Annotated in this window: 29 protein-coding genes; 12 read left to right on the top strand and 17 right to left on the bottom strand. The window is 63.9% G+C overall.

Annotated features, from left to right (window positions below):
- Position 1: 1 nt before the first annotated feature.
- A complete protein-coding gene (locus IEX24_RS19630; protein ID WP_203586017.1) occupies positions 2 to 1390 on the bottom strand; it encodes a nitroreductase/quinone reductase family protein in 1389 nt (462 codons plus the stop codon).
- A 250-nt stretch (positions 1391 to 1640) separates the two neighbouring features.
- Between IEX24_RS19630 and IEX24_RS13890 the strand changes: the two genes are divergently transcribed.
- Together IEX24_RS13890 and IEX24_RS13885 are read left to right on the top strand one after the other, a co-directional pair.
- Positions 1641 to 3380 (top strand): CocE/NonD family hydrolase, encoded by a 1740-nt coding sequence (locus IEX24_RS13890; RefSeq protein ID WP_188679209.1) that lies wholly within the window; start codon positions 1641 to 1643, stop codon positions 3378 to 3380.
- Positions 3381 to 3425: 45 nt separating this feature from the next.
- On the top strand, positions 3426 to 3992 hold the full coding sequence (locus IEX24_RS13885; protein ID WP_188679208.1) for an isochorismatase family protein: 567 nt from the start codon (positions 3426 to 3428) through the stop codon (positions 3990 to 3992).
- On the opposite strand, the gene IEX24_RS13880 is transcribed toward IEX24_RS13885, so the two are convergent.
- Both IEX24_RS13880 and IEX24_RS13875 read right to left on the bottom strand, forming a co-directional pair.
- Positions 3970 to 5073 (bottom strand): low temperature requirement protein A, encoded by a 1104-nt coding sequence (locus IEX24_RS13880; protein ID WP_188679207.1) that lies wholly within the window; start codon positions 5071 to 5073, stop codon positions 3970 to 3972. The genes IEX24_RS13885 and IEX24_RS13880 overlap by 23 nt on opposite strands.
- 80 nt (positions 5074 to 5153) lie before the next feature.
- Positions 5154 to 6116 carry a proline dehydrogenase family protein gene (locus IEX24_RS13875; protein ID WP_229715320.1) on the bottom strand — a complete coding sequence of 321 codons (963 nt, stop codon included), beginning with the start codon at positions 6114 to 6116 and terminating at the stop codon, positions 5154 to 5156.
- Positions 6117 to 6211: 95 nt separating this feature from the next.
- On the opposite strand from IEX24_RS13875, the gene IEX24_RS13870 reads away from it, so the two are divergent.
- A complete protein-coding gene (locus IEX24_RS13870) occupies positions 6212 to 6568 on the top strand; it encodes a PRC-barrel domain-containing protein (protein WP_188679206.1) in 357 nt (118 codons plus the stop codon).
- A 56-nt stretch (positions 6569 to 6624) separates the two neighbouring features.
- Here the strand turns inward: IEX24_RS13870 and IEX24_RS13865 are convergent, their stop codons facing one another.
- The gene (locus IEX24_RS13865) at positions 6625 to 7059 is read right to left on the bottom strand and encodes a MarR family winged helix-turn-helix transcriptional regulator (RefSeq protein ID WP_188679205.1); all 435 of its coding nucleotides are present in this window, start codon (positions 7057 to 7059) and stop codon (positions 6625 to 6627) included.
- A gap of 113 nt (positions 7060 to 7172) precedes the next feature.
- On the opposite strand from IEX24_RS13865, the gene IEX24_RS13860 reads away from it, so the two are divergent.
- Positions 7173 to 7640, top strand: a complete 468-nt coding sequence (locus IEX24_RS13860) for a peroxiredoxin family protein (RefSeq protein WP_188679204.1) — start codon at positions 7173 to 7175, stop codon at positions 7638 to 7640.
- Between the two features lie 44 nt (positions 7641 to 7684).
- Here the strand turns inward: IEX24_RS13860 and IEX24_RS13855 are convergent, their stop codons facing one another.
- Complete coding sequence (locus IEX24_RS13855) at positions 7685 to 8053, bottom strand: VOC family protein (RefSeq protein ID WP_188679203.1); 369 nt, start codon at positions 8051 to 8053, stop codon at positions 7685 to 7687.
- Positions 8054 to 8115: 62 nt separating this feature from the next.
- Between IEX24_RS13855 and IEX24_RS13850 the strand changes: the two genes are divergently transcribed.
- From IEX24_RS13850 to IEX24_RS13840, 3 genes are all read left to right on the top strand, one after another.
- Positions 8116 to 8568 carry a MarR family winged helix-turn-helix transcriptional regulator gene (locus IEX24_RS13850; RefSeq protein ID WP_188679202.1) on the top strand — a complete coding sequence of 151 codons (453 nt, stop codon included), beginning with the start codon at positions 8116 to 8118 and terminating at the stop codon, positions 8566 to 8568.
- A 201-nt stretch (positions 8569 to 8769) separates the two neighbouring features.
- Positions 8770 to 11724 carry an aminomethyl-transferring glycine dehydrogenase gene (gene gcvP / locus IEX24_RS13845; RefSeq protein WP_188679201.1) on the top strand — a complete coding sequence of 985 codons (2955 nt, stop codon included), beginning with the start codon at positions 8770 to 8772 and terminating at the stop codon, positions 11722 to 11724.
- 65 nt (positions 11725 to 11789) lie between these two features.
- Entirely contained in the window at positions 11790 to 12185 is a 396-nt protein-coding gene (locus IEX24_RS13840; RefSeq protein WP_188679200.1) for a helix-turn-helix domain-containing protein, read from the top strand.
- A 15-nt stretch (positions 12186 to 12200) separates the two neighbouring features.
- On the opposite strand, the gene IEX24_RS13835 is transcribed toward IEX24_RS13840, so the two are convergent.
- Entirely contained in the window at positions 12201 to 12794 is a 594-nt protein-coding gene (locus IEX24_RS13835) for a ClpP family protease (RefSeq protein WP_188679199.1), read from the bottom strand.
- Positions 12791 to 13405 carry a ClpP family protease gene (locus tag IEX24_RS13830; protein WP_188679198.1) on the bottom strand — a complete coding sequence of 205 codons (615 nt, stop codon included), beginning with the start codon at positions 13403 to 13405 and terminating at the stop codon, positions 12791 to 12793. Before IEX24_RS13830 ends, IEX24_RS13835 begins: the two co-directional genes overlap by 4 nt.
- 202 nt (positions 13406 to 13607) lie before the next feature.
- Between IEX24_RS13830 and IEX24_RS13825 the strand changes: the two genes are divergently transcribed.
- Positions 13608 to 14084: a DUF805 domain-containing protein gene (locus IEX24_RS13825; RefSeq protein ID WP_188679197.1), complete on the top strand. Its 477-nt coding sequence runs from the start codon at positions 13608 to 13610 to the stop codon at positions 14082 to 14084.
- Between the two features lie 178 nt (positions 14085 to 14262).
- Here the strand turns inward: IEX24_RS13825 and IEX24_RS13820 are convergent, their stop codons facing one another.
- Positions 14263 to 14850 (bottom strand): dihydrofolate reductase family protein, encoded by a 588-nt coding sequence (locus tag IEX24_RS13820; RefSeq protein ID WP_188679196.1) that lies wholly within the window; start codon positions 14848 to 14850, stop codon positions 14263 to 14265.
- A gap of 90 nt (positions 14851 to 14940) precedes the next feature.
- Between IEX24_RS13820 and IEX24_RS13815 the strand changes: the two genes are divergently transcribed.
- Positions 14941 to 15921: an NAD(P)/FAD-dependent oxidoreductase gene (locus IEX24_RS13815; RefSeq protein WP_188679195.1), complete on the top strand. Its 981-nt coding sequence runs from the start codon at positions 14941 to 14943 to the stop codon at positions 15919 to 15921.
- 43 nt (positions 15922 to 15964) lie between these two features.
- Here the strand turns inward: IEX24_RS13815 and IEX24_RS13810 are convergent, their stop codons facing one another.
- Positions 15965 to 16549 carry a TetR/AcrR family transcriptional regulator gene (locus IEX24_RS13810; protein WP_188679194.1) on the bottom strand — a complete coding sequence of 195 codons (585 nt, stop codon included), beginning with the start codon at positions 16547 to 16549 and terminating at the stop codon, positions 15965 to 15967.
- Between the two features lie 88 nt (positions 16550 to 16637).
- Here IEX24_RS13810 and IEX24_RS13805 point away from each other — a divergent pair, with 88 nt between their 5' ends.
- Complete coding sequence (locus tag IEX24_RS13805; RefSeq protein WP_188679193.1) at positions 16638 to 17093, top strand: anthrone oxygenase family protein; 456 nt, start codon at positions 16638 to 16640, stop codon at positions 17091 to 17093.
- Between the two features lie 104 nt (positions 17094 to 17197).
- Here IEX24_RS13805 and IEX24_RS13800 read toward each other — a convergent pair whose 3' ends face one another.
- The 5 genes from IEX24_RS13800 to IEX24_RS13785 all read right to left on the bottom strand — a co-directional run bounded on the left by IEX24_RS13800 (position 17198) and on the right by IEX24_RS13785 (position 20948).
- Positions 17198 to 17935 (bottom strand): SDR family oxidoreductase, encoded by a 738-nt coding sequence (locus IEX24_RS13800; RefSeq protein ID WP_188679192.1) that lies wholly within the window; start codon positions 17933 to 17935, stop codon positions 17198 to 17200.
- A gap of 39 nt (positions 17936 to 17974) precedes the next feature.
- Positions 17975 to 18103, bottom strand: a complete 129-nt coding sequence (locus IEX24_RS19865; RefSeq protein ID WP_268236258.1) for a hypothetical protein — start codon at positions 18101 to 18103, stop codon at positions 17975 to 17977.
- Positions 18104 to 18259: 156 nt separating this feature from the next.
- Positions 18260 to 18547, bottom strand: a complete 288-nt coding sequence (locus IEX24_RS13795; RefSeq protein WP_188679191.1) for a putative antibiotic biosynthesis monooxygenase — start codon at positions 18545 to 18547, stop codon at positions 18260 to 18262.
- The gene (locus tag IEX24_RS13790) at positions 18547 to 19371 is read right to left on the bottom strand and encodes an alpha/beta fold hydrolase (protein WP_203586016.1); all 825 of its coding nucleotides are present in this window, start codon (positions 19369 to 19371) and stop codon (positions 18547 to 18549) included. Before IEX24_RS13790 ends, IEX24_RS13795 begins: the two co-directional genes overlap by 1 nt.
- Before the next feature lie 122 nt (positions 19372 to 19493).
- The gene (locus IEX24_RS13785) at positions 19494 to 20948 is read right to left on the bottom strand and encodes an aldehyde dehydrogenase (RefSeq protein ID WP_188679189.1); all 1455 of its coding nucleotides are present in this window, start codon (positions 20946 to 20948) and stop codon (positions 19494 to 19496) included.
- A gap of 164 nt (positions 20949 to 21112) precedes the next feature.
- On the opposite strand from IEX24_RS13785, the gene IEX24_RS13780 reads away from it, so the two are divergent.
- Positions 21113 to 21781 carry a helix-turn-helix domain-containing protein gene (locus IEX24_RS13780; protein ID WP_188679188.1) on the top strand — a complete coding sequence of 223 codons (669 nt, stop codon included), beginning with the start codon at positions 21113 to 21115 and terminating at the stop codon, positions 21779 to 21781.
- A 71-nt stretch (positions 21782 to 21852) separates the two neighbouring features.
- Here the strand turns inward: IEX24_RS13780 and IEX24_RS13775 are convergent, their stop codons facing one another.
- Entirely contained in the window at positions 21853 to 22863 is a 1011-nt protein-coding gene (locus IEX24_RS13775) for an SLAC1 family transporter (protein WP_188679187.1), read from the bottom strand.
- 206 nt (positions 22864 to 23069) lie between these two features.
- Here IEX24_RS13775 and IEX24_RS13770 point away from each other — a divergent pair, with 206 nt between their 5' ends.
- A complete protein-coding gene (locus IEX24_RS13770) occupies positions 23070 to 23513 on the top strand; it encodes a CGNR zinc finger domain-containing protein (protein ID WP_188679186.1) in 444 nt (147 codons plus the stop codon).
- Positions 23514 to 23541: 28 nt separating this feature from the next.
- On the opposite strand, the gene IEX24_RS13765 is transcribed toward IEX24_RS13770, so the two are convergent.
- Positions 23542 to 24465: a LysR family transcriptional regulator gene (locus IEX24_RS13765; protein ID WP_188679185.1), complete on the bottom strand. Its 924-nt coding sequence runs from the start codon at positions 24463 to 24465 to the stop codon at positions 23542 to 23544.
- 2 nt (positions 24466 to 24467) lie between these two features.
- Positions 24468 to 25061 (bottom strand): hypothetical protein, encoded by a 594-nt coding sequence (locus IEX24_RS13760; RefSeq protein WP_188679184.1) that lies wholly within the window; start codon positions 25059 to 25061, stop codon positions 24468 to 24470.
- Between the last annotated feature and the right edge of the window lie 59 nt (positions 25062 to 25120).

The raw sequence follows: 25120 nt of genomic DNA, 5'->3' as shown, positions 1-25120 counted from the left end.
ATCAGCGGGGTGAGAGCTTGATGACGGGAATGCGGCGGCTGCCCGCCTTGACCTGGTAGTCGGCGAAACCGGGCGCACGAGACGTGAACTCGGCCCAGCCCGCGTCGTACTCGGGGTCAGTGAGTTCTTCGGCCACCACAGGCACCGTGTCGGAGCCGGTTTCGATACTCGTCTCGGGCTTTGCCTTCAGGTTCGCATACCAGGCGGGGTTCTCGGGTGCCCCTGCTTTCGAGGCTGCGATCAGCCAGGTTCCGTCGGGCCGGGCGATCGACATCACGGGCGTGACCCGTTCGATGCCCGACTTCACGCCGAGCGAATGCAGAAGCACCAAGCTCGAGCCGAATCCGGCGGTCGTGACGGTTCCGTTGTTCGCTCGAAACTCGGCGATGATCTGGTCGTTGAAGTTGCTCATGATGCTCTCAAGCGTAGGTCGGTGCCGCCGCCAGGGCCAGAGCCTGCGCGCCAATCGACCGAGGCGCGCACGAGGCAAACGAGCCGCGAGCTGCTCGTTCTCAGCCGCCCGCGAAGCGAGTTCTGCGGTCGTTTCGGCGAGCTGCTGCTCGAGTTCGGCGTTCTGTGAAGCCGAAGCATCGAGCTGGCTGGCGGCGACTTCGTTCTGCTCGGTCAGCGATTGCACTCGCGCCGTCTCGACCCGCACCTGACCTTCGAGAAACGCGTTGGTCTGCGTGCGGGCCTCCACCGTGTTGACGAGCCCGTTCATCACCTTCTGATTCACGAGATAGGCGGCGAGTTGGTCGTCACTGATCGCCCGGGCCGAGTGGATGCCCTGGCCAGACCTGCCCAGCCGATCAAGCGCCTCCGACAGCAGAAACTCCCGCGCGTAGCGGGCATGAAGCGCAAGGGCACACTCTGCAGCGCCGGCGAATCCACGCGTCAGAGCCTCGACGATTTCTGCACTCGTCAACGACCCGAACCCTCGGCCCGAGAAATTCGCGGCCCGAGCCTCAGCAAAATTCTCTGCACTCAGCCAGCCGGGGCCGCCGAACCGGTCGTAACAGAACACGGGCACACCACGCACCAACGCGTATTGAACGGTCTTTCCGATGGTGACAACGGCATCGAACCCATCGAAGTCACTCGGCTCAGCGATCTTCTGAACCGTCTCGCGGCCGCTCACCGCACCGAGATACTCCACCTCGATCTGCTCATCACCGCGCTGCAGAAGATCGAGCGCTTCGAGCAACTCGGGCGGCACATGGTTCGAGACGACCAGAATGCGCCTCAGACTGCCGCGACGTTCGGGCTGGTCGACGTAGAACTCGTCGGGTGCGGGGTTGCCGAACACGAGCATCCGCTCGCCATCGACACCCTCGCTGCCCTCGACGGCGTCGCCTTCGGTCTGCATGCCACCGAGCATCGAGGTCGCCACCACGGCATCTCGCGCTCGAAACTCGACATGTGGTGAAACACGAAACGAGTCTCGCCGGGGTTGCGCAGAAGCGCTCGGGGGTTCGCTGATTTATCCTTTCATTTGCCAGATCACGGCTCGCTGAACGCAGCCAGATTACAGAACATTTATATCAACGACTGTTGATTTAATGAGTCGACAGACGTACCCTTGAGACAACGAAAAATTCGGCCGGGAGGTCGAACGAAACACTCTCACAGAGGAGCTCACCATGAGCGATGATCAGAAGATTTTCACACCCTCAAGCCCACTGCCTGCAGGGCGAACGGGCATTTTGACCCCCTTCGAGCCGGGCACCCGAACGCTCGAAGCGGGCTTTCAGATCGCCCCGCCATTTCTGCCGCTGCCGGTCGATATCGTCTTCGAAAAAGACGTGGCCATCGAGCTCCGAGACGGTGTGACCGTCTACGCCGACGTGTTTCGCCCGGTCGGTTCTGAGAAAGTACCTGTAATTGTGGCCTATAGCCCGTACGGCAAGGGTCAAGGCACGTCAGGCAGCGTGATGGGCGTCTTCGGGCTCGTCGGCCTGTCGAACTCCGTCGTTTCGGGTCTGGAGAAATTCGAAGCACCCGACCCCGCCTACTGGGTGGGTCACGGGTACGCCATCTGCAACCCCGACATCAGAGGCGTCGTCGATTCCGACGGCGACAGCGTGCTCTGGGATCGCCAAGACGGCCGCGACTGCTACGACATCATCGAGTGGCTCGCCGAGCAGCCGTGGTGCGACGGCAAGGTCGGCATGAGCGGAACCTCGTACCTCGCCGTTTCGCAGTGGTTCACCGCCGCCGAGCAGCCGCCCCACCTCGTGGCGATCAACCCGTGGGAGGGCGTGAGCGACGTCTACCGCGACCTCGTGTTGCGCGGCGGAATGCCCGACACCGGGTTCGCCCAGCAGCTGCAAGACGGCAGCTTCTTCGGCAAGAACCAGAAAGAAGACATTCTCGCCGAGGTCGAGAAGTACCCACTGATGACCGAGCTGTGGGAGAACAAGATCCCTGCGTTCGAGAAGATCACCGTGCCGGCCTACATCGTTGCGAGCTACTCGAACACGCTGCACACCGCGGGCACCTTCCGCGCCTGGCGCCGCATCGCCTCAGACGAGAAGTGGCTGCGCGTGCACAACGGCCAAGAGTGGCCCGACTACTACGACGAGGCCAACCGGGCAGACCTGCAGCGGTTCTTCGACCACTACCTGAAGGGCGAAGACAACGGCTGGCAGCAGACGCCGCGCGTCCGCTACGCGGTGCTCGACCTGAACGGCGGCGACCAGGTCAACATTGCAGCCGAAGAGTTTCCGCCGGCAGACGTCACGTCGACCACGTTCTATCTGAACGGCCGCACCCGCACGCTGAGCACCGAAGCGCCCGCCGATGAGGTTCCTGCGGCCTACGCGGTCGCCTTCAACCCGAACGCCGTTTCGTTTCTCGCGAGCTTCGACGAAGAGACCACGCTGGTCGGCTACCCGAAGGCTCACCTCTGGGTTGAGGCGCAGGGCTCCGACGACATGGATCTGTTCGTGCTCGTACAGAAGCTCGACGTCAACGGAACCCCGCTGCAAGCCTTCACCGTGCCCAACCGCAGCGCCATGGCCCACGACCTCACCGATCACGGCGCCACCATTTTGAAGTACAAGGGATTCGACGGCAGGCTGCGTGTTTCAGCGCGTCACCTCGACGAGACGCTCAGCACCGACGACATTCCGGCCCACTCGTTCGATCGAGTCGAGAAGCTCAGCCCCGGCGAGATCGTCGAGATCGACGTCGAACTCATGCCCGTGGGTCTTGTCGTTCGCCCCGGCGAACAGCTGCGTTTCATCATCAGCTCGAGTAATCTGCTGGGAACGCTCATGCCCGCTATTCGCGAGTACGTCGGCGCGAACGTCGGGCAGCACATCATTCACACCGGTGGCGAGCACGCCTCCTACCTGCAGCTGCCGGTACAGGCGAAGTAGAAGCAGAAGAAGCAGCACCACGCAGCACGAGAGAAAGAGTCGCTCATGAGTACCCTCCCCGACCGCCCCAACACCGCACTCGTCGTCATCGATGTGCAGAATGGGGTGATCGAGGGGGCGTACGAACGCGATTCGGTCGTGGCGAACATCCACTCGCTCGTCGAACGAGCCCGCGCAGAAGGCACCCCTGTCATCTGGGTGCAACACTCTGACGACGGGCTCGTCGAGGGCAGCGGCGAGTGGATGTACGTTGACGAACTCTCTCGCCTCGAATCAGAACCGCTCGTCGCCAAGCACTACGGTGACTCGTTCGAGGCGACCACGCTCGAGCAGGTCTTGGGCGCGGCGGGCGTGGGCCACCTCGTGGTTGCCGGGGCGGAGACCGACGCGTGCATCCGCTCGACCATTCACGGAGCATTCACGCGCGGTTACGACGTCACCCTCGTCGGCGACGCGCACACGGCCGGCGACAAGAGCGAGTGGGGCGCGCCTCCCACGCCCGACGTCATCGCTCACACCAACCTGTACTGGAGCTTCCAAAGCGCGCCCGACCGCGTGGCCGCCGTCGTCGCGGCCGCAGATGTCGACTTCACCGGCGCCGTGAGTCGATGACGATGACCGCGGTGAGCGCGGCGAGAATGCCGAGCAGCTCCCACCAGACGGGCAGCACGACCCCCACGAGTGCGAATGCGAGCACGACGACGGCGCCCAGATAGCGCGCAGCGGCGGGGCCGAGCGTGAGTTCTTGACGGTATCGCGCCGCTGCCAGCAGGTAGAGGGCCACGCCCGCTGCGAGTAGCCAGGCGGCCTCCGTCGGCGCCACGGCGAACACGTTGGCGAACGACAGCCCGACCCCGGCCGAGAACAGCACCACGCCGAAGATCATGGCGTAGTGATCGAGCCCGAATGCCGAGAGCGCGAGCAGCCCTCGGCGACGCTTGGCGGTGGAGGTGAAGTTCTTGTCGGCGCGTTCATCGTCGCCGGCGAAGTAACACCACCACATGGCGGCAACCACTGCAACGCAGAGCACCACGCCGACAATCAGTGAGGCGTCGATGGGGTGGTGAGCGGCCCCCACCCCGACCGTCACAATCGTTTCGCCGAACGCGATGATCATCAGAAGCCCATGGCGCTCGATGAAGTGCGACGCGCTCAGGTCGAACCCCGTCGGCGCGCCCGTGAACGAGGTCGAGATCATGACGGCGAGTGCTGCCGCGAACAGCACCCAGTCGAGGGGCCCGGTGACGAATCCGGCCACAATCAGTAGAGCCGCCCCACCGAGGTTCGCCGGAATCACCCGCAGAATCGACCGAGCCGACCCTGCCTCGCCAAGCAGGGCGAAGAGCGCGAAGTGAATGATCACCACGGCCAGGTAGGCGAACCCGAACAACAGCCCAGAGTCACCGAACGCATCGGGAATCGCCACCGCAAGCAGCAGAAACGCGGTCATTGCGCCGATGAAGCCGAGCCGTGGGGCGACGTTGCTCGTCTCGGTCTGATTGCCGAGCCAGACGTAAGCGTCGTACATCCACCAAATCACGGCCATCGTCAGCGCAGCCTGGGCGATGCCGGCCCAATCGGCGCGCTCGACTACGACCTCGGTCACCTGAGTGATGGTGAATACGAAGACCAGGTCGAACAGCAGTTCTACCGTCGAGGCGCGCTCGACCACAGACGTCAAACGATGCGGCATCTTCGGCACCCTAACAAGGCGACGCGTCGTTCCGCTACGCCTACAGAGCTTGTGCGCTCCGTCCGAACGCGCGCGCCCGCCTACTGCTCGCCGAGGTCGGCCAACGCGAGAATCAGGCGCTCCGGATGCTCGGCGATTCGATTGAGCACGTACAGCCACCATTCCGTGCCGAAGAGCACGTACTCGCGGGTGTTGTAGCCCTCGGCGTTCAGGCCATCGAGCAGCGTGGTGCCGAGGCCGCTGCGCATCTCGAACTGCACCGAGTCTCGCCGCAGGTCGTCGCCGTGCTCGGCGATCAGGGCTTGCACCAGATCGGGGTCGTGGGAGGCGAGATTCAGCGCGTGACCGGCGGCTAATGCTGTTCGCGCCAACTGGAGATAGGCGGCGGTCAGCTCGGCGCTTCCGCGCGCATGCGCCGTCGATGCCGATTCGAGAAACGCGCCCTTGACGAGCCGAATCGTTCCCGGCAGCCTCAGCACGCGATCGAGATCGCCAGGAGTTCGGTGTAACGACGCCTGCAGCGTGATGCCGATGCCGGGCACGTCGGCAGCCAGACGCTCGTAAAGGTCGAGCACCATGTCAGTGCGGTCAGATCCCTCGGCCGAAACCATGAGTGTCGTTCCGCCGGCCGGCAGAGCGTCGACCGGCAGCGCGTCGGCGATTCGCCGGGCGTTCGCTTCGGCGAGTTCGACGTCAATGAGTGCGCCGATGTGTGTCAGATCGAACGACACCGTGCTCGGCAGCCCGGTGTCGGCGATGGCCGTCGCGACCTCGACGAACGCTTTCGTCGCGGCCTCAGCCGCGGAGGCATCGCGCACGCTCTCGCCCACGAACTCGATGCTGACGTTGTGGCCGCGGGTAACGACAGCTCGGGCGGCCTCGATGGCGTCGTCAGCCGAGTCGCCAGAAATGTATCGCCGCGCGACCCTGGCCGCCAGCGCGCGGAACATCGGGGAGGCCAGCGCACCCTCTTTCAGCTCTTCGTCGAGGGCCCAGCGCTTAAGCGTGGTCGACGCCCGTCGCGCGTCGTCATCAGAAATCACGCAGCCGAGTGTACCCCGCGCTGCGGGCGGCCGACGGTTGAACGACTAGCGTTGATGTCAGACGCCGGCTCAGCCGGCAGAGATGAGGGTGCTGGATGTTCGAGGCAGAGAACTTGCGTGACTGGATCGGTTTGGCCGTGGTCGACAAGAATGACGACAAGATCGGCACCCTCGAGAGCGTGTACTTCGACACGTCGAGCGATGTTCCCACGTTCGGAACCGTGCGGGTGGGCATCCTGAGCGGCCAGAAGCTCGTGTTCGCGCCCCTGGCCGGAGCACTGGTCTCGCCGAAGCATCTCAAGGTTCAGTACGACAAGAAGCTCGTCAAAGAAGCGCCCTCGATCGCCACCGACGGCGAACTCGATGCTGCGCACGAGCCGGCCGTCTTCGCCTATTACGAACTCGCCTACGAAACGGGTTCCGGGGGAGAACGTCGCCTCGGGCGCCGCTGACGCCTCGGCCGCCCGTGAAGCCCGAGAGCGTCTGCGCTCGCCGCTGAGCGCGCGCCTTACGCCTCCGACGCGTCGACCAGCGTCGCCATCACCAGCTTCGCCTCGGCGTAGCGGCTCGCACCCACCATTTCGGCGTACTCGCGTTCGATCGCTGGCATGATCTCCATCGCGGTAGCGAGCGCCCGACGGCCTTGCTCGGTGTAGTAGATGATGCGCGCACGGCGATCGTTGGGGTCGCTGGTGCGTTCGAGGTACCCGTTCGACTCGAGTTCGTCGATGAGTTCGCCCATCGCCTGCTTCGTCATGTTCAGCTCGTTCGCCAGCTGGGTGATGCGGGCCCCTTGCGGCCCCAGTGCGTTCAGAAGCACCGAATGACGCATGCGCAGGCCGGTGAAGCCCGCCGCCGCCAGCCGCGAGAAGCATTCGGCCTCGAACCCTCGTTGCAGCTGCTGAGCGATCATGCCGATGGGCAGGTTCGCAGATTCTGTCATGCTCGAAGGCTAGTCGACGCACAGAAAGTAAGGTAGCTTGTCTAACAAGCTACTTGACTAATCTGCAGTGAGCGCACCGAGCGTCGACCATGGTCGCGCGAAACGGAGGAAACATGATCGACGTCGGCTCTACCCTCGACCTCAAGCTTGAAGACACCGAAGGCCACCCCGTCTCGCTCGCCGACCACGCGGGTGTCGACAACGTGCTCATCTACTTCATGCGCGCCTTGTCGTGCGCCCAGTGCAACGCCCACGCACAGAGCTTCGTTCGCAATCAGGCTCAATTCGACGACGCCAACGTCTCGATCATCGTCGCCGTTCCCGAGGGCGTGACCGAGGCCGCCGCGTGGAAGGCCAAAAAGAACATTCCCTATACGGTCGTCGTCGGCGAAGAGGGCACCCCGCACCAGTCGGTCGGTCTGCTGAAGAAGGTCTTCGGCGCGATGCAGCAATCGGGCACAGTGCTCGTCGACACCGACGGCATCGTTCGCTATACGCACGCTTCGACGATCCCCACTACGAGCTTCAACAGCGGCGAAATGACGGCCGCCCTGGCCGAGCTGAAGCCCGTTTCGAAGTAGTCGGAGGGCCACCTCACGGCGAAGCCGCGAGGTGGATGCCCGGCTCAGGCCCGATCGTGCAGAGTGATCTGGTAGCCATCGGGGTCAGCGAACGTAAAGGTTCGACCGAAGGGCCCATCGATCGGCGCCGAAACGATGCGGTGGCCGTCAGCCACGAGTGCGTCGTGAATGGCCTGAGTGTCGTCGGCGTGCATCCAGATCGCCGCACCGATGCCCGGCTGCGAAACCGCATCGAGGTCGACGCCGGGTACGAGATCGCGCAGCGCGAACGCGACGGGCTTAGTTTCGAAGACCACCGCGTGCGGCGGCCCGGACTGCGAGCGAACAAGGCCGAGGTACTGCTGATAGAACGCGGCAGAACCTTCGAGGTCGCGCGCTTGCAGAGAAATGAAGTCGGGGCCGGTGACAGCCATGGTGAAGCTCCTTTGTGTCAGTTACTTGACATGACCTCTCTAACCTATGTCAGAATGTTGACATGAGTCAAGAGCCTCGCGGAGTCGAACTCGGAACATCGCTCGGGTATCTGCTGAAAGAAGCCTCGAGCGCCCTTCGTGCCTCGATGGAGGCCGTACTCCGCCCGCTCGGCATGACCGTGACGCACTATTCGTGCCTCGAGTTGCTGGCTCAGCGCCCGGGGCTTTCGAACTCAGACCTGGCCAGAGGCACGTTCGTGTCGCGGCAGTCGATGAACGTGCTGCTTCTGGCGCTCGAGCGCGACGGGTTCGTGACTCGGCCCGACAAGGCGCCGGTGGGCAAGGCGCTACCGACACAGCTCACCGCACTCGGGCGGTCACGGTTGGCGAGTGCATCCGCTGCCGTCAGAGCAGTTGAAGAGCGGATGCTCGGGGCTCTCGACGACGCCTCACGGCTAGAGGCGCGGCGCATCTTGAGCGGCTTCGTCACCTCGCTCACCTCGGGTGACACGTAATCGGTAATCGCTGCCAGGCCCCGGCTCTCGGTGCCGCGGGTCTCGAATCGGCGCGCCGGAATGTGCCCCGTTCTGGGAGGGGTGACTTTTCAATCTGCGGGCGTATCATCTGAGTAAATCTCGAATGTGAGACATTCTCTACAAATGTTCGAGGGATGAACGGACGAACGCCAGCTCGCCCGAACGAAGGGGGAAGCGCCCGTGAACCACCAACGATTCGTCGAGCGGCACGTGGGAACACCCGAGGCAGCGCAGCACGACATGCTCGATCGCCTCGGCTACGGCAGTGTGAACGAGCTGGTCACGACGGCGATTCCGTTCTCGGTGATGGCTCGGCGGAGCATCCGGTCGTCGACGATACCCGAGCCGGTTGGGGAGGCGCAGGTCGCGGCCGAACTTCGCCTCGTCGCAGGCCAGAACGTCGTCAATCGTTCGATGATCGGTCTGGGCTACTACGACACCATTACGCCGGCCGTGATTCGCCGCACCATTTTCGAGAACCCGCACTGGTACACGGCGTACACCCCGTACCAGCCCGAGATTTCACAGGGCAGGCTCGAGGCCCTGCTGAACTTTCAAACGATGGTGGCCGACCTCACCGGCCTTGACATTGCGAACGCCTCGATGCTCGACGAGAGCACTGCGGCGGCAGAGGCCATGCTGCTGTTGCGCCGGGCGAGTTCGAGCGAATCTGACACGTTCATCATCGATGCCGACCTCTTTGCGCAGACGACGGCCGTCGTCACGGCCCGTGCCGAAGCCGTGGGAATCACGCTCGTGACACTCGACCTCGGCCGTCTCGCGCCAGCCGCCTTACCCGAGGCGTTCGGGATGCTCGTGCAGTACCCGGGCGCATCGGGCCGCATCTTCGACCCAGCGCCCCTCATCGCAGAGGCACATCGACGGGGCACCCGAGTCGCGATCGCAGCCGACCTGCTGGCGATGACTCTGCTCACGCCTCCCGGCGAACTCGGCGCCGATGTCGCGGTGGGCTCGGCCCAGCGGTTCGGGCTGCCGATGGGCTACGGCGGCCCGCACGCCGGGTATCTTGCCGTTCGCGAAGGGCTCGAACGCCAGTTGCCTGGCCGGCTCGTGGGGGTAAGCCGCGACGCAGACGGAGCGATCGCCTACCGGCTCGCGTTGCAGACCCGTGAGCAACACATTCGCCGGGAGAAGGCCACGTCGAACATCTGCACTTCGGCTGTGCTGCCGGCCGTAATGGCCTCGATGTACGCCGTCTATCACGGCCCAGACGCACTCACCGAGATTGCGGCGAGGGTGAATCGCATGGCCCGGGTGCTCGCGGCAACGTTGAGGAGCGGCGGGCTGCAACTCGTGCACGATGAGTTCTTCGACACGATTCAGGTCAGCGTTTTGGGGCGCGCCGAGCAGCTCGCCCGACAACTGCACGACCGGGGGTATTTGGCACGGGTCGTCGACGAGAATATGCTCGGGTTCTCGGTTGACGAGACGACCACGGGCGCCGATATCGCGCTGGTGATGAGTGCACTCGCGGCCGTGTCACGGGTGGGGGAGGGTGCGCCCCGGCTGGGGCCGAGCATCCCGAGCGAACTGCAGCGCACCAGTACGTTTCTTCAGCACCCGGTGTTCCATGACCACCACACCGAAACCAGTCTGCTGCGCTACATTCGCAGGCTCGGGGCGAAAGACTACGCGCTCGACAACGGAATGATCGCGCTCGGCTCGTGCACCATGAAACTCAGCAGCGCGGTGTCGATGGAGGCGGCGAGTCTGGCGGGCTTTGCGGGCATACACCCGTTCGCGCCGGCCGAAGACGTGCAAGGGTACCTGCGACTCACCGAGCAACTCGAGGTGTGGCTCGCCGAACTGACCGGGTACGATTCCGTTTCGCTGCAGCCGAACGCCGGCAGCCAGGGCGAGCTCGCCGGGCTTCTCGCTATTCGCGGGTATCACCTGTCGCGTGGGGACTCGGGTCGAGACGTGTGCCTGATTCCGTCGAGTGCGCACGGCACGAATGCGGCGTCTGCGGTGCTTGCCGGAATGCGGGTGATCGTCATCGATTGCGACGAACTGGGCAACGTCGACCTGGCAGATGCTGCGGCCAAAATCGCCGAACACGCGAGCACCATGGCTGCGTTGATGATCACGTACCCGTCGACTCATGGCGTCTTCGAAGACCACGTCACCGACCTGTGTGACCTCGCTCATGAGGCCGGTGCGCAGGTCTACATCGACGGCGCGAACCTCAATGCGGCTCTCGGCTTCACCAGGTTCGGCGACATCGGCGGCGACGTTTCGCACCTGAATCTGCACAAGACCTTCGCTATACCGCACGGGGGCGGCGGGCAAGGGGTGGGGCCGGTCGCCGCGAAGGCGCATCTCGCGCCGTTCTTACCCGGGCATCCGTTTGCTCCCGAGGTGCAACACGCCGGGCCCGAGGGCAGCCACTACGTTCACTCAGGGGGTGCGGTTTCGGCTGCTCCATTCGGCGCGGCGAGCATCCTGCCGGTCAGCTGGGCCTACATTCGGCTGATGGGAGTCGACGGGCTCAGGCGGGCGACGGGCGCCGCGGTTCTGGCTGCGAACTACGTGGCTCGCGAGCTGGCGGGTGTCTACCCCGTGCTGTACACCGGCAACCAGGGGCTCATTGCGCACGAATGTATTCTCGACCTGCGGCCGTTGTATAAGGAGACGGGCATCACCTCGATCGACGTCGCCAAGCGGCTCATCGACTACGGATTTCACGCGCCGACGGTGAATTTTCCGGTGGTCGGCACGCTGATGATCGAGCCCACCGAGAGCGAAGATATGGATGAACTGCAGCGCTTCATCACCGCGATGACCCTGATCAAGGCCGAGGCCGACGAAGTAGCTCTCGGCATCTGGCCCGCAGCCGACAACCCCATCGTGAACGCGCCACACACGGCTGCCTGCGTCACCGCGACCATGTGGGATCACCCCTACAGCCGCGAAACCGCCGCCTACCCTGTCTCTTCGCTCGAGTCCGACAAGTTCTGGTCGCCCGTGCGCCGCATTCACGAGGCCTACGGCGACCGCAACCTGGCGTGCGCCTGCCCGCCACCCGAGGCCTTCGACGTTCGTCGCGACCCGCGGCCGCTGCTGCTGCCTACGGTGCACACCGTGCCCGCCCTCTTGCAGAAGCTTGCGGTGTGAAACGTGCGATCTGCTGTGAGCAGAATTGTGGTGCGGCGAAAGCGACGGTCTGTTTGACTGGCGGCATGACCGGGAGCGAAGCGCCAATGCCCATTCGATTTCGCACGCCTGCAGCGCTGGAACCGTTGTGGCGACAGCTGCTCGGGCATCAGTTGCGGGTGCTTCGCCTGGCCAACGGCGAGAAGCTTGCAGAGACAGCGGCACGGGCGGGTATCTCGGCGCAGTACCTCTCCGAAATCGAGCGCGGGCTCAAAGAGCCCTCGAGCGAGATGATCGCCGCCATTGCGGGTGCGCTCGGAGTGACGCTTCTCGACCTCACGGTGCTGCTCACAAATGAGCTGCGTGGCGCGCGTTCACTCGAGTCGAGCCATGAGCTTTCGCGCCGCGACGGCACGGGCGGCCGAGCCTCGACCCAACTGAGCGACAGCGGCAGCACCTTGGTTCTGGCCTTCGCCGCGTAAAGGCTCGCCACGCCGTCAGAGCCGCGGGCGCATCCTGATCTCGTCGATGAGGCCGTACCCGAGCGCCGCCTCGGCCGTGAAGATGCGGGCCCGGTCGGTGTCTCGGCGTAGGGTTTCGACGCTCTGGCCCGAGTGCTCGGCGAGCACCTCCTCGAGGTCAGCCCTGATGCGCACCAGCTCGTCAGCCTGCAGAATCAGGTCGGGAATGGTTCCGCGGCCCTGCCCTGCGGGTTGATGCAACACCACGCGTGCGTGCCGCAGAGCTGCGCGCCGACCAGGTTCACCGGCCGCCAACAGCGCGGCGCCGGCCCCGACGGCTTCGCCCACGCACGTCGTCGCAATGGGCGAGCTGATGAACTGCATGGTGTCGTAGATGGCGAGCATCGCCGAAAGATCGCCCCCTTCGCAGTTGATGTACATGTTGATTTCCTGACCGGTTCCATCTGCCTCGAGATGCAGCAGTTGCGCGATGAGAGCGTTGGCGACGCCGGAGTCGATGCCCGTGCCGAGATAGACGATTCGCTCGCTCAAAAGGTGGGAGTAGACATCCATGATCCGTTCGCCGCGCGCATGCTGGGCGATGACATTCGGAATCGTGTAGCTGCTCATGCCTGGGCCCCGATTCCGATCGGCTGACGCCGGGCGGGCAGAACCTGCTCGAACGACTCAGCGATGTGGTCGATGAAGCCGTAGTCTTTCGCCTCGGCGGCGGTGAACCAACGGTCATGCAGCGAATCTTCGAAGATCGTGTCGATCGGCTGCCCGGTGTCGTTCGCGATGATGCCGAGCACCGTCTCGCGCATGTGCCGCAAGTCGGCCGCCTGAACCTCCACTTCGACGGCCGAACCACCGATGCCCGCCGAGCCCTGGTGCATCAGGATGCGCGCGTGAGGCAGCGCAGCGCGTTTGCCCGGTGCGCCTGACGACAGCAGAAACTGGCCGGCGCTGCACGCGAGCCCCACAGCAAGCGTCGATACATCGCACGGCACAAGCCGCATCACATCGCGAATCGCAAGCATCGAGGCCACGGAGCCGCCGGGGGAGTGAATCCAGAGCGCAATATCGGTGGCCGAGTCTTCGGCGGCCAGACCGAGCAGCTGAGCCGCGAGCATCATGCCGTTGTCGTCGTCGAGCGCTCCGTCGAGAACAAGTACTCGTTTCAGCAGAAGCTGCTGCCGCATTGTGTCGGTGAACATGGGGGGCCGGTTGTCGTTTGCCATGTCTCGACTCTGCTCGTACAAGCGACTAATCAGACCGCCACGCTGCTGTCAGCCGCTCTGCCGTGAGCAGCACACCCGCAACGCCTGACCGGCATGGCATCGGAAAGTGAGGCGCAGAAGTGCACCGAGATGCCAGTATGGGGTCGCAACTGATATTCGATCTGCTTGCAGATTCACAGAAACTGGGGAAACCATCGTGACCATGCCGCCGCCACCGCCTCTTCCGCCGCAGCAGGCCTCTTCCGTTCCAAGCGGGCCGCCGCCGCTCTGGGCTCCGTACTACGACGCACCATTCGGCGTTGCCGTGACCCGCTTCTTCACCAAATACGCCACCTTCTCGGGCCGCGCCGGCCGTGCCGAGTACTGGTGGTGGGCGCTGGTCTCCATCGTCATCAGTGCTGTCTTCAACATTCTGTCGTCATCGACCGGCGGCTACGGAATGAACGGCCACACCATGACCGGTGGTGCGATTGTGGTGAGCATCATTGCGGGCCTGTGGAGCCTGGCCACGATCATCCCGAGCCTGGCGCTGCTCTCGCGCCGCCTGCACGACGCGAACCACTCGTTCTGGTGGGTGTTCATCATTCTCATTCCGATCGTCGGCTGGATCGTGCTGCTCGTCTTCGTGCTCACCTCGCCGAACCCGGCGGGTGCGCGGTTCGACCGCCCCGTCAACTGAGCCGCGAGTGGATGCTCGGACGGGCGGCGCTCGCCCGGGCATCCACTTCGCCCGTAGCCGAAAGCCTTCGTAGCTCAGCTCCTCGAATCGCTCACCGCTCAGCGTCAAGCGAGTGAGACTCACGAGAGGTTCGAGGCACGGGGCGGTGCGCCCGGAATCGTCGGCCGCGTGAGACGCCCTAGCCTTTTGGGCGGTAGACGTTGGCTAAGACGCCGCCGGCGAAGGCGGTCGAGCTCGCAAAGGTGAGGTCGAGTTCGTCGGTGAGGTCGGCGAAGATGCCTTCGCCTGAGCCCAGCGCCACGGGCAGCACGACGAATCGGTACTCGTCGACGAGGCCCGCCCGCACGAGACTGCGGGCGAAGCGCACTCCGCCGTGAGCCAAGATGTAGTCGCCCGGCTCGTTCTTCAGCGACTCGATTTCGGCGGTCAGGTCGCCGCGCGCAACCCGTGCGTCGGCCCAGGTCGGGGCCGCGGGGGTGTCTGACGGGGCGGCCGTCGCCGGGTCGAACCCCTGCTGCCGAGTGAACACGACCTTCGGAATGCTGTTCAGCGGCTCAGCCATCGGGCCCGGCGCGGTGGGCCAGATGCCGATCCAACTCTCGAAGAGTGCTCTGCCCATGATGTGCGTGCCGGCACCTGCGATGGTGTCGAGCACCCAGGCGGCGGAATCCGGGGTGCCTGCGCGGAGCATCCAATTCGACTCGGCCCGAGCGCCGGCAACGAAGCCGTCGAGCGAGAACGACATTTTGAGAACGAGCTTTCTCACCGAAGACCACCTGCCTTGACGACGTGTTCGCGCCCTCACGAGAGCGGTACCAGAATCTTAGGTGACGAAAACATCCAGCAGAATGAAGTGATGGAGCAATTCGATGTTGTCGTTTCTGGGGCGGGGGCGGCCGGGCTCGCGGCGGGTCTGACGTTGGCTCGGGCGTTGCGGTCTGTGGTGGTCTTCGACGGCGGGCCCACTCGCAATGCCCAGGCCGATCACTCGCATGGCATTCTCGGCCTCGACGGAGCGAGCCCCGCGGTGCTCACCGGCACGGCTCGGGCGGAGGTCGAGCGCTTCGGTGGCACTATTCGGCCGGGACGAGCGGCGAACGCCGTTGCCGACTCCGCCGGTCTCTTCGTCGTGACCACCGACGATGGCCAGGAGGTGCGGTCTCGGCAGATTCTCGTCGCGTCTGGCGTTCGTGACGAGATGTCCGAGGTGCCTGGCGTTCGCGAGCTGTGGGGAGATCGGGTCGTCATTTGCCCGTATTGCGACGGCTGGGAGGCTCGCGGCTCGTCTATCGCGATTCTCGGCACCGGGCCGAAGAGCATTTCTCAGGCCCATCTGCTGCGGCAATGGTCTGATCATGTCACCCTCTTCACGAACGACTCAGTGACACCGACTGCGGAAGATGCCGCGCGTCTCGAACGGCGCGGCATCCGTGTCGTCGACGGCGCGGTCACCGAGATTCGGCGTGCCGATGTCGGCGATCGCGTGGGCGCCGGGGTCGAACTCAGCGTCGGCGTCGAACAGAGCGCCGGGGTCGAATTCCTCGTCGGAGGGCGAGTCTGGGCTCACCACATCGTGTTCACGTCGCCTCGCCCGATTCCCGACAACCGCATTCTCGATTCTCTTCACGCAGACATGATGCATACCGCGGCAGGCATATTTCCCCGCGTTGACTCCATCGGCGCAACATCCATCTCCGGCGTCTGGGTCGCGGGCAACGCAGCGAACCCGTCACTGAAGTACTCGACGGCGCTCGGTGCGGGAATGGATACGGCGACGCACATCAACGAGGCTCTCGTCGAAGCCGACGTCGCGACTGCTATGTCGCGAACGAGCTAAGCGCGTGCTTCGCGGCGCAACCGACGTAGCCGCGCGCCCGGAGTTACTTTTCTGCGCGATCGGCCCCCTCGACCACGAAGCGCGACGCGAGTTCGGCGACGCGCAGGGGCCGCTGTTCCACGAGAACCCGTGCCGAGCGCTCGAGCAGGCAGAGGCCGTGCAGGGCGCCCCAGAACACCTCCGTGGAGGTGCCTGCGTCGCGGTCACCGATCGACTCGGCGAGCACATCGAACCCCGCGCGAAGTTCGGGTTCGGTGTGCTCTGACGCGAAGCGCGCGGCGATCGGTTGCTGAAACATCGCTTCGTAGACTGCAGGATGCTGCGTGCCGAAGGTCAGGTACGCCGTAGCAACTGCCTCGGCAGCCGCCCGCCCCTGCTTGCGACCGAGCGCATCGCGGCACAGTTGCGCGAGCTCGTCGAAGCCGGCGAGCGCGACCGCAAGCATGATCTCTGCCTTTCCGCCCGCAAAGTGCCCGTAAAGCACCGGCTGCGAGTAGCCGATGGCGTCGGCGAGGTGCCTCGTCGTGACGGCGGCCCAGCCCTCGGCGTCTGCCTGCACCCGCGCAGCTTCGAGAATCTGCAGGCGTCGCGCTTCGGTGCGCTGTTGACGCAGCGATGAATCGGTCATGCACGCTCCTCTTGCGGGTGATGTCGTACATCACTTACATTAGCAGCACTAGAATTATTAGCAGTGCTAGATATTGAGGAGTGTCATCATGGAATCCGTACTCGCTATCGTCACCACAACCGTCGTCGGCCTGATGGTCGGGGTCGAGTTCGCCGTGGCGCTCATCATGAATCCGATCATCCTGGCCATGCCGGGGGAGGCGGCGCTGTCTGAGCCGCGAGCGAAAGGTTCTCGCACGATGGGTCGCGTGATGCCGTTCTGGTACCTCGGCTCGCTGATTCTCACGGTCGCGCTTGCCGTCACGACGTGGGGAACGCCCGCGTCATCGGCGGCCCTGGCGGCGGCAGTTCTCCTCGTCGTCAGCGTCATTCTGTCTGTCACGCTGCTCGTGCCCATCAATAACCGTTCAACGATGTGGACTCCGGATGATCATCCCGCCGACTGGCGTGAGCAGCTTCGTCGCTGGGATCGACTCCACTACGCTCGCGTGGCGCTCATTGTGGCGGCGTTCATCCTCGTGGCAACAGCAGTAGCGCTGCTCTGACGTCGCAGGCAGCGGCCACTGACTGACGCCGGGCGAGTGCGGGAGTTTCGTCGGAGGAGAGTCGCTATGGCCGCATATAGCGTGCTTGTGCGCTGAGCTCCGACCTAACTACCGGGGAGGGCGGCGAGTGACCAATCCTCGGGCCCAGGCATGAGGTCGATGCGCTCTTCGCCGGTCTGGAGGAGACGAACAATCACAGCGCCCACGTACTCAGCGCTGTGTGGTTTCCGCCCACCGAAGTCTGCATCGGGGTTCGAGAAAACGCCATCACCGAACTCGGTTGCGGTGATGAACGGCACAACGAGAGAGACATCAATCGCGTCGTCGGCCAATTCGGCGCGGGCGGCGAGACTGAGCGTGTTGAGTGCCGCCTTGGTTGAAGCGTATGGCGACAGCCCCACTGCGACCCTTCGGGTCGTGCCAGAACTGACGTTGACGATCGTTCCGCCTCCCGCAGCGCGCATGCTCGGCAGCACCGATTGGAGAACGGCAACCGGAGCAAGAACGTTGAGTTCAAGCACGCGCCGAAATTCGTCGATGTCTGCGTCGGCGACGTCGCCTGGCAAGCTGACGCCCGCGTTGTTGACGAGCCCGTCGATTCTCCCGAACCGCTCGAGCGTAGCTTCGATCAGTTTCGATCTGTCGTCTGCCTGGGTCACATCAGTGACAACAGCCAGCGCGGAGCCGAGTTCTTTCGACAGCTGTTCGATTCGTTCCCCGCGTCGTGCCGCGAGAACCGGGTGTGCGCCGGCCGCATGAAGAGCCCGTGCCGTCGCCTCGCCCATTCCTGAGGATGCGCCGGTGACGATGATCACGGCGTCGTGGAGATCAGAAATTGCCATCCACCCATTGTGCACCTCGACGCTGGAGACGCGTTCGAGTTAGGGCGTCGTGGGTCGGCCCAAACCCGCGATGTCGGTTTGGAGCGAGCGGATGATCGACCCGAGCATCCCGTTGGTGAGAAGCCCTGGCCCCGGCTGACCGGCGGTGCCGAGGGCGTGCGCTCCCATGTGGCGACGCCTGAGGCTTGAGCGGCGGCGCGTGCGGCCGCCACGGCAGCGGGGCTGGTCAATCGTTCGTATCTGACGGCTGCGGAAACTACCTCTCCGAAGAACGACCCGATGAGGTCGCGGAAGCGTTTCTCGAGTTTTTTCGTAGGCGCGGCTCTAGTGTCGCTGTGCTGTTGGTGCACGCCGCATCTTGCTGTGGATCCGCAGGAGCCGCGGCACGGCGAGGTAGACCGCGGTCGGCACGACGAAGGCCGTGAGCACCAGAGCTTTCAGCACGGGCGGCCACGTCGGCGCGAAGATCGTCAGTATCGTCATGCCGATAGCCGCCATCGGGAAGATTGCGACCCAGGTGATGATCGCACGAACGTGCACCGATGGAGCAGATGGACTTCGTTGAAGCATGTCGTCGACTTTCTCCGCCGCTGGCGGGTTGCCCTCGCCCATCAGTTTCGTTGTGACCGAGCAAGAAGTGCGATTTTCGCGGCCAAGGCGTGTGCATTGTCTTCTTGCAGAAAGTGCTTTCCCGGCAGAAGTTCGGCCTGAGTGGCACCGACGGCGTCGACAGCTTGCTGCATGCGGTCGCGGCCGAGCATCGTGTCGTTCTGGCCCCAGATGATCTGGATAGGTGCCGCGAGTCTCCGAAGGGCTCTGAGGAGCAGGTCTTGCTTCTGCTCGGTCAGCTCGAATCCGCGCATGATCTTCAGAAAGGCTTTGCCCCCGTCATTACGCTTCAACACGTCGATGTAGGCGTTGATCTCCGCATTCGTCATTGCATTCTGGTGTTGCAGCCCCACGAGCCGAAAGAGGGGAACCCAGAAAGGTCGACGCATGAGCGCGAGCCACAATTCTCCTATTCGGGCAATGGAGAACGGATGCATGGGCCATGGCCGCCGAAAGTCGGCCACTCGCACTGGTGCGTTGAGAATTGTCAGCGAGAGAACCCGGTCGGGGTTGCGGGATGCCCATTCGATTCCAATCGGACCACCGATGTCATGCACGACGAGGTGGCATCGGTCTATGCCGAGGGCATCGATCGCCTCACCCGTCCAGTCTGCGAGCCCTGTCCAGGAATAGTCGAAGTTGTCGGGGCGCTCAGCCAATCCCAGACCAGGAAAGTCGAAAGCGATGCCCTTCAGACCCTCGCGCGCGAGTTCGGGAAGCAGTTTGCGGTAGAGAAACGAACTCGACGGAACGCCGTGGAGGCACACCACGGCCTCACCACTTCCGCTCTCCAAAACGAAGCTGCGAACGCCGCCCGCGTCAAACATTCGTCCTGACTGCTCGTGAGCGTTGATGATCTGTCGCGCTGACCGGGGGGTGTCACGGGTGGTTTTCATGGAAGCCTTTCAGAAGTTCGCTGGGGGGTCGCTTGACGGAACGCGCGTCTGAATCACAGATAGACGGACTGATAGCGCTGGTACGAGGCCAGGGCTTCGGGCCCGAATTTCACGCCGATGCCGCTCGCTTTGATCATGGTTGTGGGCGAGAACACGTCTGCTTCGTACCCGTTGATGCCCACGGTGCCGGTCACGAGTCGCTTGGCGATGGCGATGCCGCGGCTGTGGTGGGTGGTCCAAATCGACCCGGCGAGCCCGTAGTGGGAGTCGTTTGCGAGGCGAACGGCGTGGTCGTCATCGTCGTACGGGGTGATGGTGACGACCGGGCCGAAGATCTCTTCTTGGGCGATCTCCGACGCATTGTCGACGTCTGCGAGAACAGTGGGTTCGACGAACCAGCCAGCTTCCTGCCCGGCGGGGCGACCTCCGCCTGCGGTGAGACGCGCCCCATCTGCGATCGCCCCCGTGATCAATGCTTCGACACGGTTGCGCTGGCGTTCGCTGACGAGCGGGCCGATCTGGGTTTGAGGGTCGAGTGAGTCGCCTACCCGAAGCGACCGGGCGACGCGGGTGACGACATCGACGACCTCGTCATAGCGACTGCGGGGGGCAAGCACCCTGCTGGTCAGAAAACAGGTCTGACCGTTGTTCGCGAACAAGGCCGGCACGAATTGGGCACCGATCGCGGCCATATCGAGATTGGCATCGTCGAGGATGATCGCGGCAGACTTACCACCGAGCTCCAGGGTGACGGGTCGCAGCAGTCGGCCGCTGATCTCGCCGATGGCGCGGCCCGTGGCGGTCGAGCCGGTGAACGAAACCTTGTCGACATCGGGATGCTCGACCAGATCGATGCCCGTCTGGGCGCCCCCGGAGACGATATTGATGACGCCGGGCGGGAAGCCGGCCTCTGCTGCGGCCTCAGCGACCAGAATGGCATCGAGCACGGTCTCGGGGGAGGGCTTGATGACTACCGTGCATCCGGCAGCGAAAGCCGGAGCATACTTCAGCGCGGCCATGATGTTGGGAAAGTTCCACGGCACGATCGCGGCAACGACCCCCACTGCCACCTTTCTGACGAGAGTGCGACCCCCAGACGAACTGGCCCGCATCTCTTCGTCGTCGCCCGACTCAGCCAGAGCGGCGTAGTACGAAAGAAGCTGGGAAGCGAAGCGGGAATCGGTGAGCTTCGACAGGAAGATGGGCATGCCGTTCTGCACGCTGATGGTTTCGGCCATCAGGTCGGCTCGACGGTCGAGGGCTTCGGCGAACCGCGCCAGTACAGCGGTTCGCTCGGAGGGGGCCCAGGTCGACCATCCGGTCGGGTCGTCGAATGCACGGCGGGCTGCGGCGACTGCGCGGTATATATCTGACTGGTCGGCGCTCGGCACTCCGCCGATGATCTCACCGGTGTTGGCGGAGCGCACGGAGATTCGCGTGGTTGAGTGGGGAGCGACCCACTCGCCTCCGATGAAGAGCGAACGGTGGTCGACGGCGGTGTGCGGCATGCGGGCAACTTTCAGGTAGGAATAGAGGGAGGCACTCGATTGCTCAGCATGTAGCAGAGCGAATGCGAGACGGCCCACGAGGGCCAGCTCTGTTAGATTGCAACGCGCAGGCGGGGGAGCGGGCGATTCTGTCCGGTGGGCAGACAGACGCAGAAAGAGACATGATGACCGACGGCACTTCAAGCAGGGGGGTTCTCGAGGGAGCGTTCGCTTTGCTCGAGCACCTGCCTGACACACAACCTCCTCATCAGCTGCGAGATCTGGCCCTGCTCAGTGGTGTTCCCCGGTCGAGCGTTTATCGTCTGCTTGATCAGCTGAGAGCCATCGGTGCGGTCGAACTCGTTGGAGACCGTTTTGTGCTGGGGCGCGCCATGCTCACCATGGGGGCTCGAGTCGAGCCCGCCACCGGTCTGCGGCGCGACACCGGCCGGATGCTTCAGGCGCTGAGGGAGCAGACCGGCGCGACGGTTTCTCTCATCGCCTCGGCAGAGTCATCAGCGACCGTTATCGAGAGCATCCCCGGCAGAGACACGCTACCCGTCGACATCTTCGCCGGGCGGTTGCTTCCGGTGCATGCCGCCGGCAGCCTGGTGATCGAGCCCTCCGCAGCGCCCGAACGGGTCAACGCCGCGCGCCGGGCCGCAGTAGACGACGGCGATGTGGTCTCTGGCCTTTCGTGCTTCGCGGTGGCGATTCCGCTGCCCGACGGCAGCGCGGCGGCGCTGCAACTTTCGACCCTGCCCGAAGACCCGGCGATTCGCTACTCGAGCGTTACACAGCAGGTCGCCGCGCGCATCCGCGAACACTTGCGCGCTGACGCTCTCTCGCAGTAGCACCGGCCCCGCGCGAGAGGCTCTCGTGATAAACGAGACACTCATTCTCGAGCTCCTTCAGTAATCGTCGATCACCCCGCGGTGACGGCGTTGTCGGCCTGGTTGAGTTGAGTCTCGGCCGGGTTCTGCGCCTTCGTGCGGCCTGCTGACCACAACAAGATCGAGCGCCGGGCTATGGCAACAATGAGCACCGTGACGCCCACGAGCAAGACGACGATGATGACTTGCCAGCCGGCGGGCCGGTCGATGCTCAGCCACGCCACCGCGAAGGTGACCACGTTCGCCGTGGGGAAGGTGAACGACCAGAAGCCGAGAGAGAATTTCAGGCGAAGGTAGCGTGGCAGCAGTGCGAGCTGGATCAAAACCATGACGACGGCAAGAGCGGCCAGAGCCTGCTCCATGAGATCGGCCACGCCGCCGTTGATTTCGAACCACGCGGCAGCGGCGACCGCCGGCGGTGCCATCATGATGGCAAGCGTCGGCACCAGCGCGTCGGGCAGCCCGGGTCGGAATGCCAGCCGTGCGAACAGCACGGCGAAGAACACCACCCAGAAGAAGGATGCGACGACGAAGGCGCCGACAGCGACTTCGGGCGCGCCGATGGTCGCCGCTGCGTACGAGGCGACGTAGCCGCCAGCGACCGTCGGCAGAAAGTAGCCGCCGTGCACCGATTCCAACTTCAGTTGCCCCGACATCCATGACGCGAGCAGCCAGCCCGCGTAGAGGGTGGTGGTGAGAATCGAAATCGCTGCGAGGATGCTCCCGCCCACCGCCCAGTACCCGTACAGGTTCGCGCCGAGCAACATTCCCACGATCGAAACGAGGGCGGCGATGGGGCCTTGAACCGGATGCACGAGCTGCGAGTGCAGCGAGGCTGAGCTGCGTGACCCACGGAGAATGTGCGCGGCGATCATCCAGAGCCAGACAATGGCGGCGGCGACCCAGAAGATCTCACCGATGAAGGTCGGCAAGCTGAGGGCCTCGGTGGCACCACTCCAGAGCTCGGCGAGACCGGCCGCGCCGAGCGGAATGGCCAGGGTGTTCAGCGGTATGCGGCTGACGCTTTTCGACGTGATGTTCATGATTCTGTCGGTCCGGCGCTCAGGCCGCCGCTACTGCGGTGTGCTGTTCGAGAAAGCTCAGAATGTGTGTGGCGACCTGCTCCTGCCACGGTGGAGAATCGGTGATGAACCTGATGAGACATGCTAACTCCTAATAAGTGCTTTTGTCGGTTAGATCACAGCGTGCGAGCTAATGGGTAACCTGTCAAATGATGTACATTGGTTAGATGATGAGCGAAAACGACTTTCTGGCGCTACTGAACAGCGCGCCTGTTGTAAACGGCGTCGTTGTCGAAACTCTGAATGACCCGGAGCTTGGTCGCCTGCGAGACGAACTACATCGAGTTATCCGCGGGCAAGCGGATGCGTCGACACTGACGCCGCACCTGCGCGGGGTCAGTGAAATCCCGTCCATCGGCCACAACGGAGTCGAATGGACTCTCGCGGGCCCGGCGGAACGGCTGCGACAGGCTGAGATCGTGCTCGAATGGTCGCGAGTTCAAAGCGAGCTCCCTGGGCGCTTGCGCGCTTGCGAGAACCCGGAGTGCAACAAGTTCTTGATAGATCACAGCAAGCCGAACACTGCGCGGTGGTGCTCGATGGCGTCGTGTGGCAACCGAATGAAGGCTCGTCGCTACCAGGCGCGGCGCAGCTCTGATGGAGAAGCATGAACATCGCGTGCGCCTCAGAATCGACTTGTCAGGCAACGTATTCATCTGCGCGCTTCCCGTTGATCAAGCCCGAAGCGGCCCTGTTGCCCAGTCGAAGCTGAGCGAGATCGATGAATTTTCGGAGCAGTGCCGACTCTCGCGAGGTTTGGTGTGCGAGTGCGATCGTCGCTGGCGGCACTCCATTCAGTCTTTTGTAGACGACTCCTGGGTGGGGATAGATGCGCGCTGCAGCCGACGGCAAGATCACGAGGCCGTTGCCGGCGGCCACGTTCTCGAGCCGGTCTTCGACCGTTCTCGCTTCACCCCATCGGGCCGTCGTTTGAGAGGTTTCTTCGTCAGCGAAGGCGGCGGGCCACCACGCGGGGAATTGTTCAGGCGGTTGAATGATACGTTCCCCCGTCAGTTGCGCGACTCCAACCGAAGTGACGGTGGCGAGCCGATGCAAGCGGCCGACGGCCAGGATGCGCGGCTCCGTGTACACGGGGGCGACCGTGATGCCGCTCCCACTGATCGGAAGTCGGCCCAGACAAACGTCGATCGATCCGTTCACCAAAAACCGGGATTGATTGACGGGCAAGGTCGCACGAAGATCTACCTCGCAGTCGGGGTTGAGCTGCATGAATTCGTTGATGAGCGGATGAATCATCACGCCTGCAGCAAACCCCACGATGAGTCGCGATCCGGGAAGAGTGGCGCGCCCGACTCGTTGAAGCACAGCCTCAGACGCGGTCAAGAGAGCGTCGGCCTGTTCGCGCAGCTCGCGGCCAGCGGCAGTCAAGCGCGTTCCGCCTGACGAACGCACGAAAAGTTGGGCCGAGATTTCGGCCTCGAACGATCTGATCTGACGGGTCAGGGCCGGTTGGCTGATGTGAAGCAGTTCAGCGGCATGTCGAAAATTGCTTGTCTCAGCGACGGCCAGAAAATAACGGAGCTTTCTGAGATCGACGTCCATGGCTAACTGCCTTCTTCTCCTGATCGACGCGCATCGGCAATCGTTCGCGGGTCAGAAAGCCACGACGGGAGCAACTCCGCCATATGCGCGGCAACTTCGCTCTGATCGGGGGAGATTTCTCCAGCTACCCACGAGACGACAACTCCTGCGAGGCCCTGCGCGACATAGACGTTAGCCGTGCCCAGAAACGCCTGATCCATTTTGCGAAAGTCTGGAGCCGCGGCGAAGTACGCTGCGCAGCGATGGTGGATGGCTGACCCGATCGCATCCATCGTGATGAGCCGGTGAAATCGCACTGCGACGAGGGCGATTGTGCGGTTGGAATCCACTTGCCCGAGAATGTCGTCGCAGATCGCCCGTGCGGCGCTCGTCGGTCGAATGCCTTCGTCTAGCCGTCTCGGCATGTTCGAGCCGCGAATCATCCAGAGCATCTCTTCGAGTCCGAGCAGAACAACCTCGTCGGGGCTCTGAAACTCCGCCCGAATCGACTCGAGGGTGACTCCGGCGGCCTCGGCTACGTCGTGCAGCGTCGGCTGTGCGGTCGCGTTCGCGGCAAGCCGCGTGTAGGTCTCCACGATCTGCCTTCGCGCATCCATCACAGCCTCCGTCTCAGTCGCACCACCGCCGGTGCAGTAATGCGACTCTATGCACCGAG

This window comes from Subtercola lobariae (assembly GCF_014640255.1).
Classification (GTDB): Bacteria; Actinomycetota; Actinomycetes; order Actinomycetales; family Microbacteriaceae; genus Subtercola; species Subtercola lobariae.
The sequence above is the reverse complement of the archived record's forward strand: the minus strand, read 5'-3'. Positions and strand labels throughout refer to the sequence as shown.

Excerpts from the sequence above, each read along its gene's own strand:
- IEX24_RS13890 (WP_188679209.1), top strand. The coding sequence starts at position 1,641 with ATGAGCGATGATCAGAAGATTTTCACACCCTCAAGCCCACTGCCTGCA.
- IEX24_RS13885 (WP_188679208.1), top strand. The coding sequence starts at position 3,426 with ATGAGTACCCTCCCCGACCGCCCCAACACCGCACTCGTCGTCATCGAT.
- IEX24_RS13880 (WP_188679207.1), bottom strand. The coding sequence starts at position 5,073 with ATGCCGCATCGTTTGACGTCTGTGGTCGAGCGCGCCTCGACGGTAGAA.
- IEX24_RS13870 (WP_188679206.1), top strand. The coding sequence starts at position 6,212 with ATGTTCGAGGCAGAGAACTTGCGTGACTGGATCGGTTTGGCCGTGGTC.
- IEX24_RS13865 (WP_188679205.1), bottom strand. The coding sequence starts at position 7,059 with ATGACAGAATCTGCGAACCTGCCCATCGGCATGATCGCTCAGCAGCTG.
- IEX24_RS13860 (WP_188679204.1), top strand. The coding sequence starts at position 7,173 with ATGATCGACGTCGGCTCTACCCTCGACCTCAAGCTTGAAGACACCGAA.
- IEX24_RS13855 (WP_188679203.1), bottom strand. The coding sequence starts at position 8,053 with ATGGCTGTCACCGGCCCCGACTTCATTTCTCTGCAAGCGCGCGACCTC.
- IEX24_RS13850 (WP_188679202.1), top strand. The coding sequence starts at position 8,116 with ATGAGTCAAGAGCCTCGCGGAGTCGAACTCGGAACATCGCTCGGGTAT.
- IEX24_RS13840 (WP_188679200.1), top strand. The coding sequence starts at position 11,790 with ATGACCGGGAGCGAAGCGCCAATGCCCATTCGATTTCGCACGCCTGCA.
- IEX24_RS13835 (WP_188679199.1), bottom strand. The coding sequence starts at position 12,794 with ATGAGCAGCTACACGATTCCGAATGTCATCGCCCAGCATGCGCGCGGC.
- IEX24_RS13830 (WP_188679198.1), bottom strand. The coding sequence starts at position 13,405 with ATGGCAAACGACAACCGGCCCCCCATGTTCACCGACACAATGCGGCAG.
- IEX24_RS13825 (WP_188679197.1), top strand. The coding sequence starts at position 13,608 with ATGCCGCCGCCACCGCCTCTTCCGCCGCAGCAGGCCTCTTCCGTTCCA.
- IEX24_RS13815 (WP_188679195.1), top strand. The coding sequence starts at position 14,941 with ATGGAGCAATTCGATGTTGTCGTTTCTGGGGCGGGGGCGGCCGGGCTC.
- IEX24_RS13810 (WP_188679194.1), bottom strand. The coding sequence starts at position 16,549 with ATGACCGATTCATCGCTGCGTCAACAGCGCACCGAAGCGCGACGCCTG.
- IEX24_RS13805 (WP_188679193.1), top strand. The coding sequence starts at position 16,638 with ATGGAATCCGTACTCGCTATCGTCACCACAACCGTCGTCGGCCTGATG.
- IEX24_RS13800 (WP_188679192.1), bottom strand. The coding sequence starts at position 17,935 with ATGGCAATTTCTGATCTCCACGACGCCGTGATCATCGTCACCGGCGCA.
- IEX24_RS19865 (WP_268236258.1), bottom strand. The coding sequence starts at position 18,103 with ATGGGAGCGCACGCCCTCGGCACCGCCGGTCAGCCGGGGCCAGGGCTT.
- IEX24_RS13795 (WP_188679191.1), bottom strand. The coding sequence starts at position 18,547 with ATGGGCGAGGGCAACCCGCCAGCGGCGGAGAAAGTCGACGACATGCTT.
- IEX24_RS13790 (WP_203586016.1), bottom strand. The coding sequence starts at position 19,371 with ATGTTTGACGCGGGCGGCGTTCGCAGCTTCGTTTTGGAGAGCGGAAGT.
- IEX24_RS13785 (WP_188679189.1), bottom strand. The coding sequence starts at position 20,948 with ATGCCGCACACCGCCGTCGACCACCGTTCGCTCTTCATCGGAGGCGAG.
- IEX24_RS13780 (WP_188679188.1), top strand. The coding sequence starts at position 21,113 with ATGACCGACGGCACTTCAAGCAGGGGGGTTCTCGAGGGAGCGTTCGCT.
- IEX24_RS13775 (WP_188679187.1), bottom strand. The coding sequence starts at position 22,863 with ATGAACATCACGTCGAAAAGCGTCAGCCGCATACCGCTGAACACCCTG.
- IEX24_RS13770 (WP_188679186.1), top strand. The coding sequence starts at position 23,070 with ATGATGAGCGAAAACGACTTTCTGGCGCTACTGAACAGCGCGCCTGTT.
- IEX24_RS13765 (WP_188679185.1), bottom strand. The coding sequence starts at position 24,465 with ATGGACGTCGATCTCAGAAAGCTCCGTTATTTTCTGGCCGTCGCTGAG.
- IEX24_RS13760 (WP_188679184.1), bottom strand. The coding sequence starts at position 25,061 with ATGGATGCGCGAAGGCAGATCGTGGAGACCTACACGCGGCTTGCCGCG.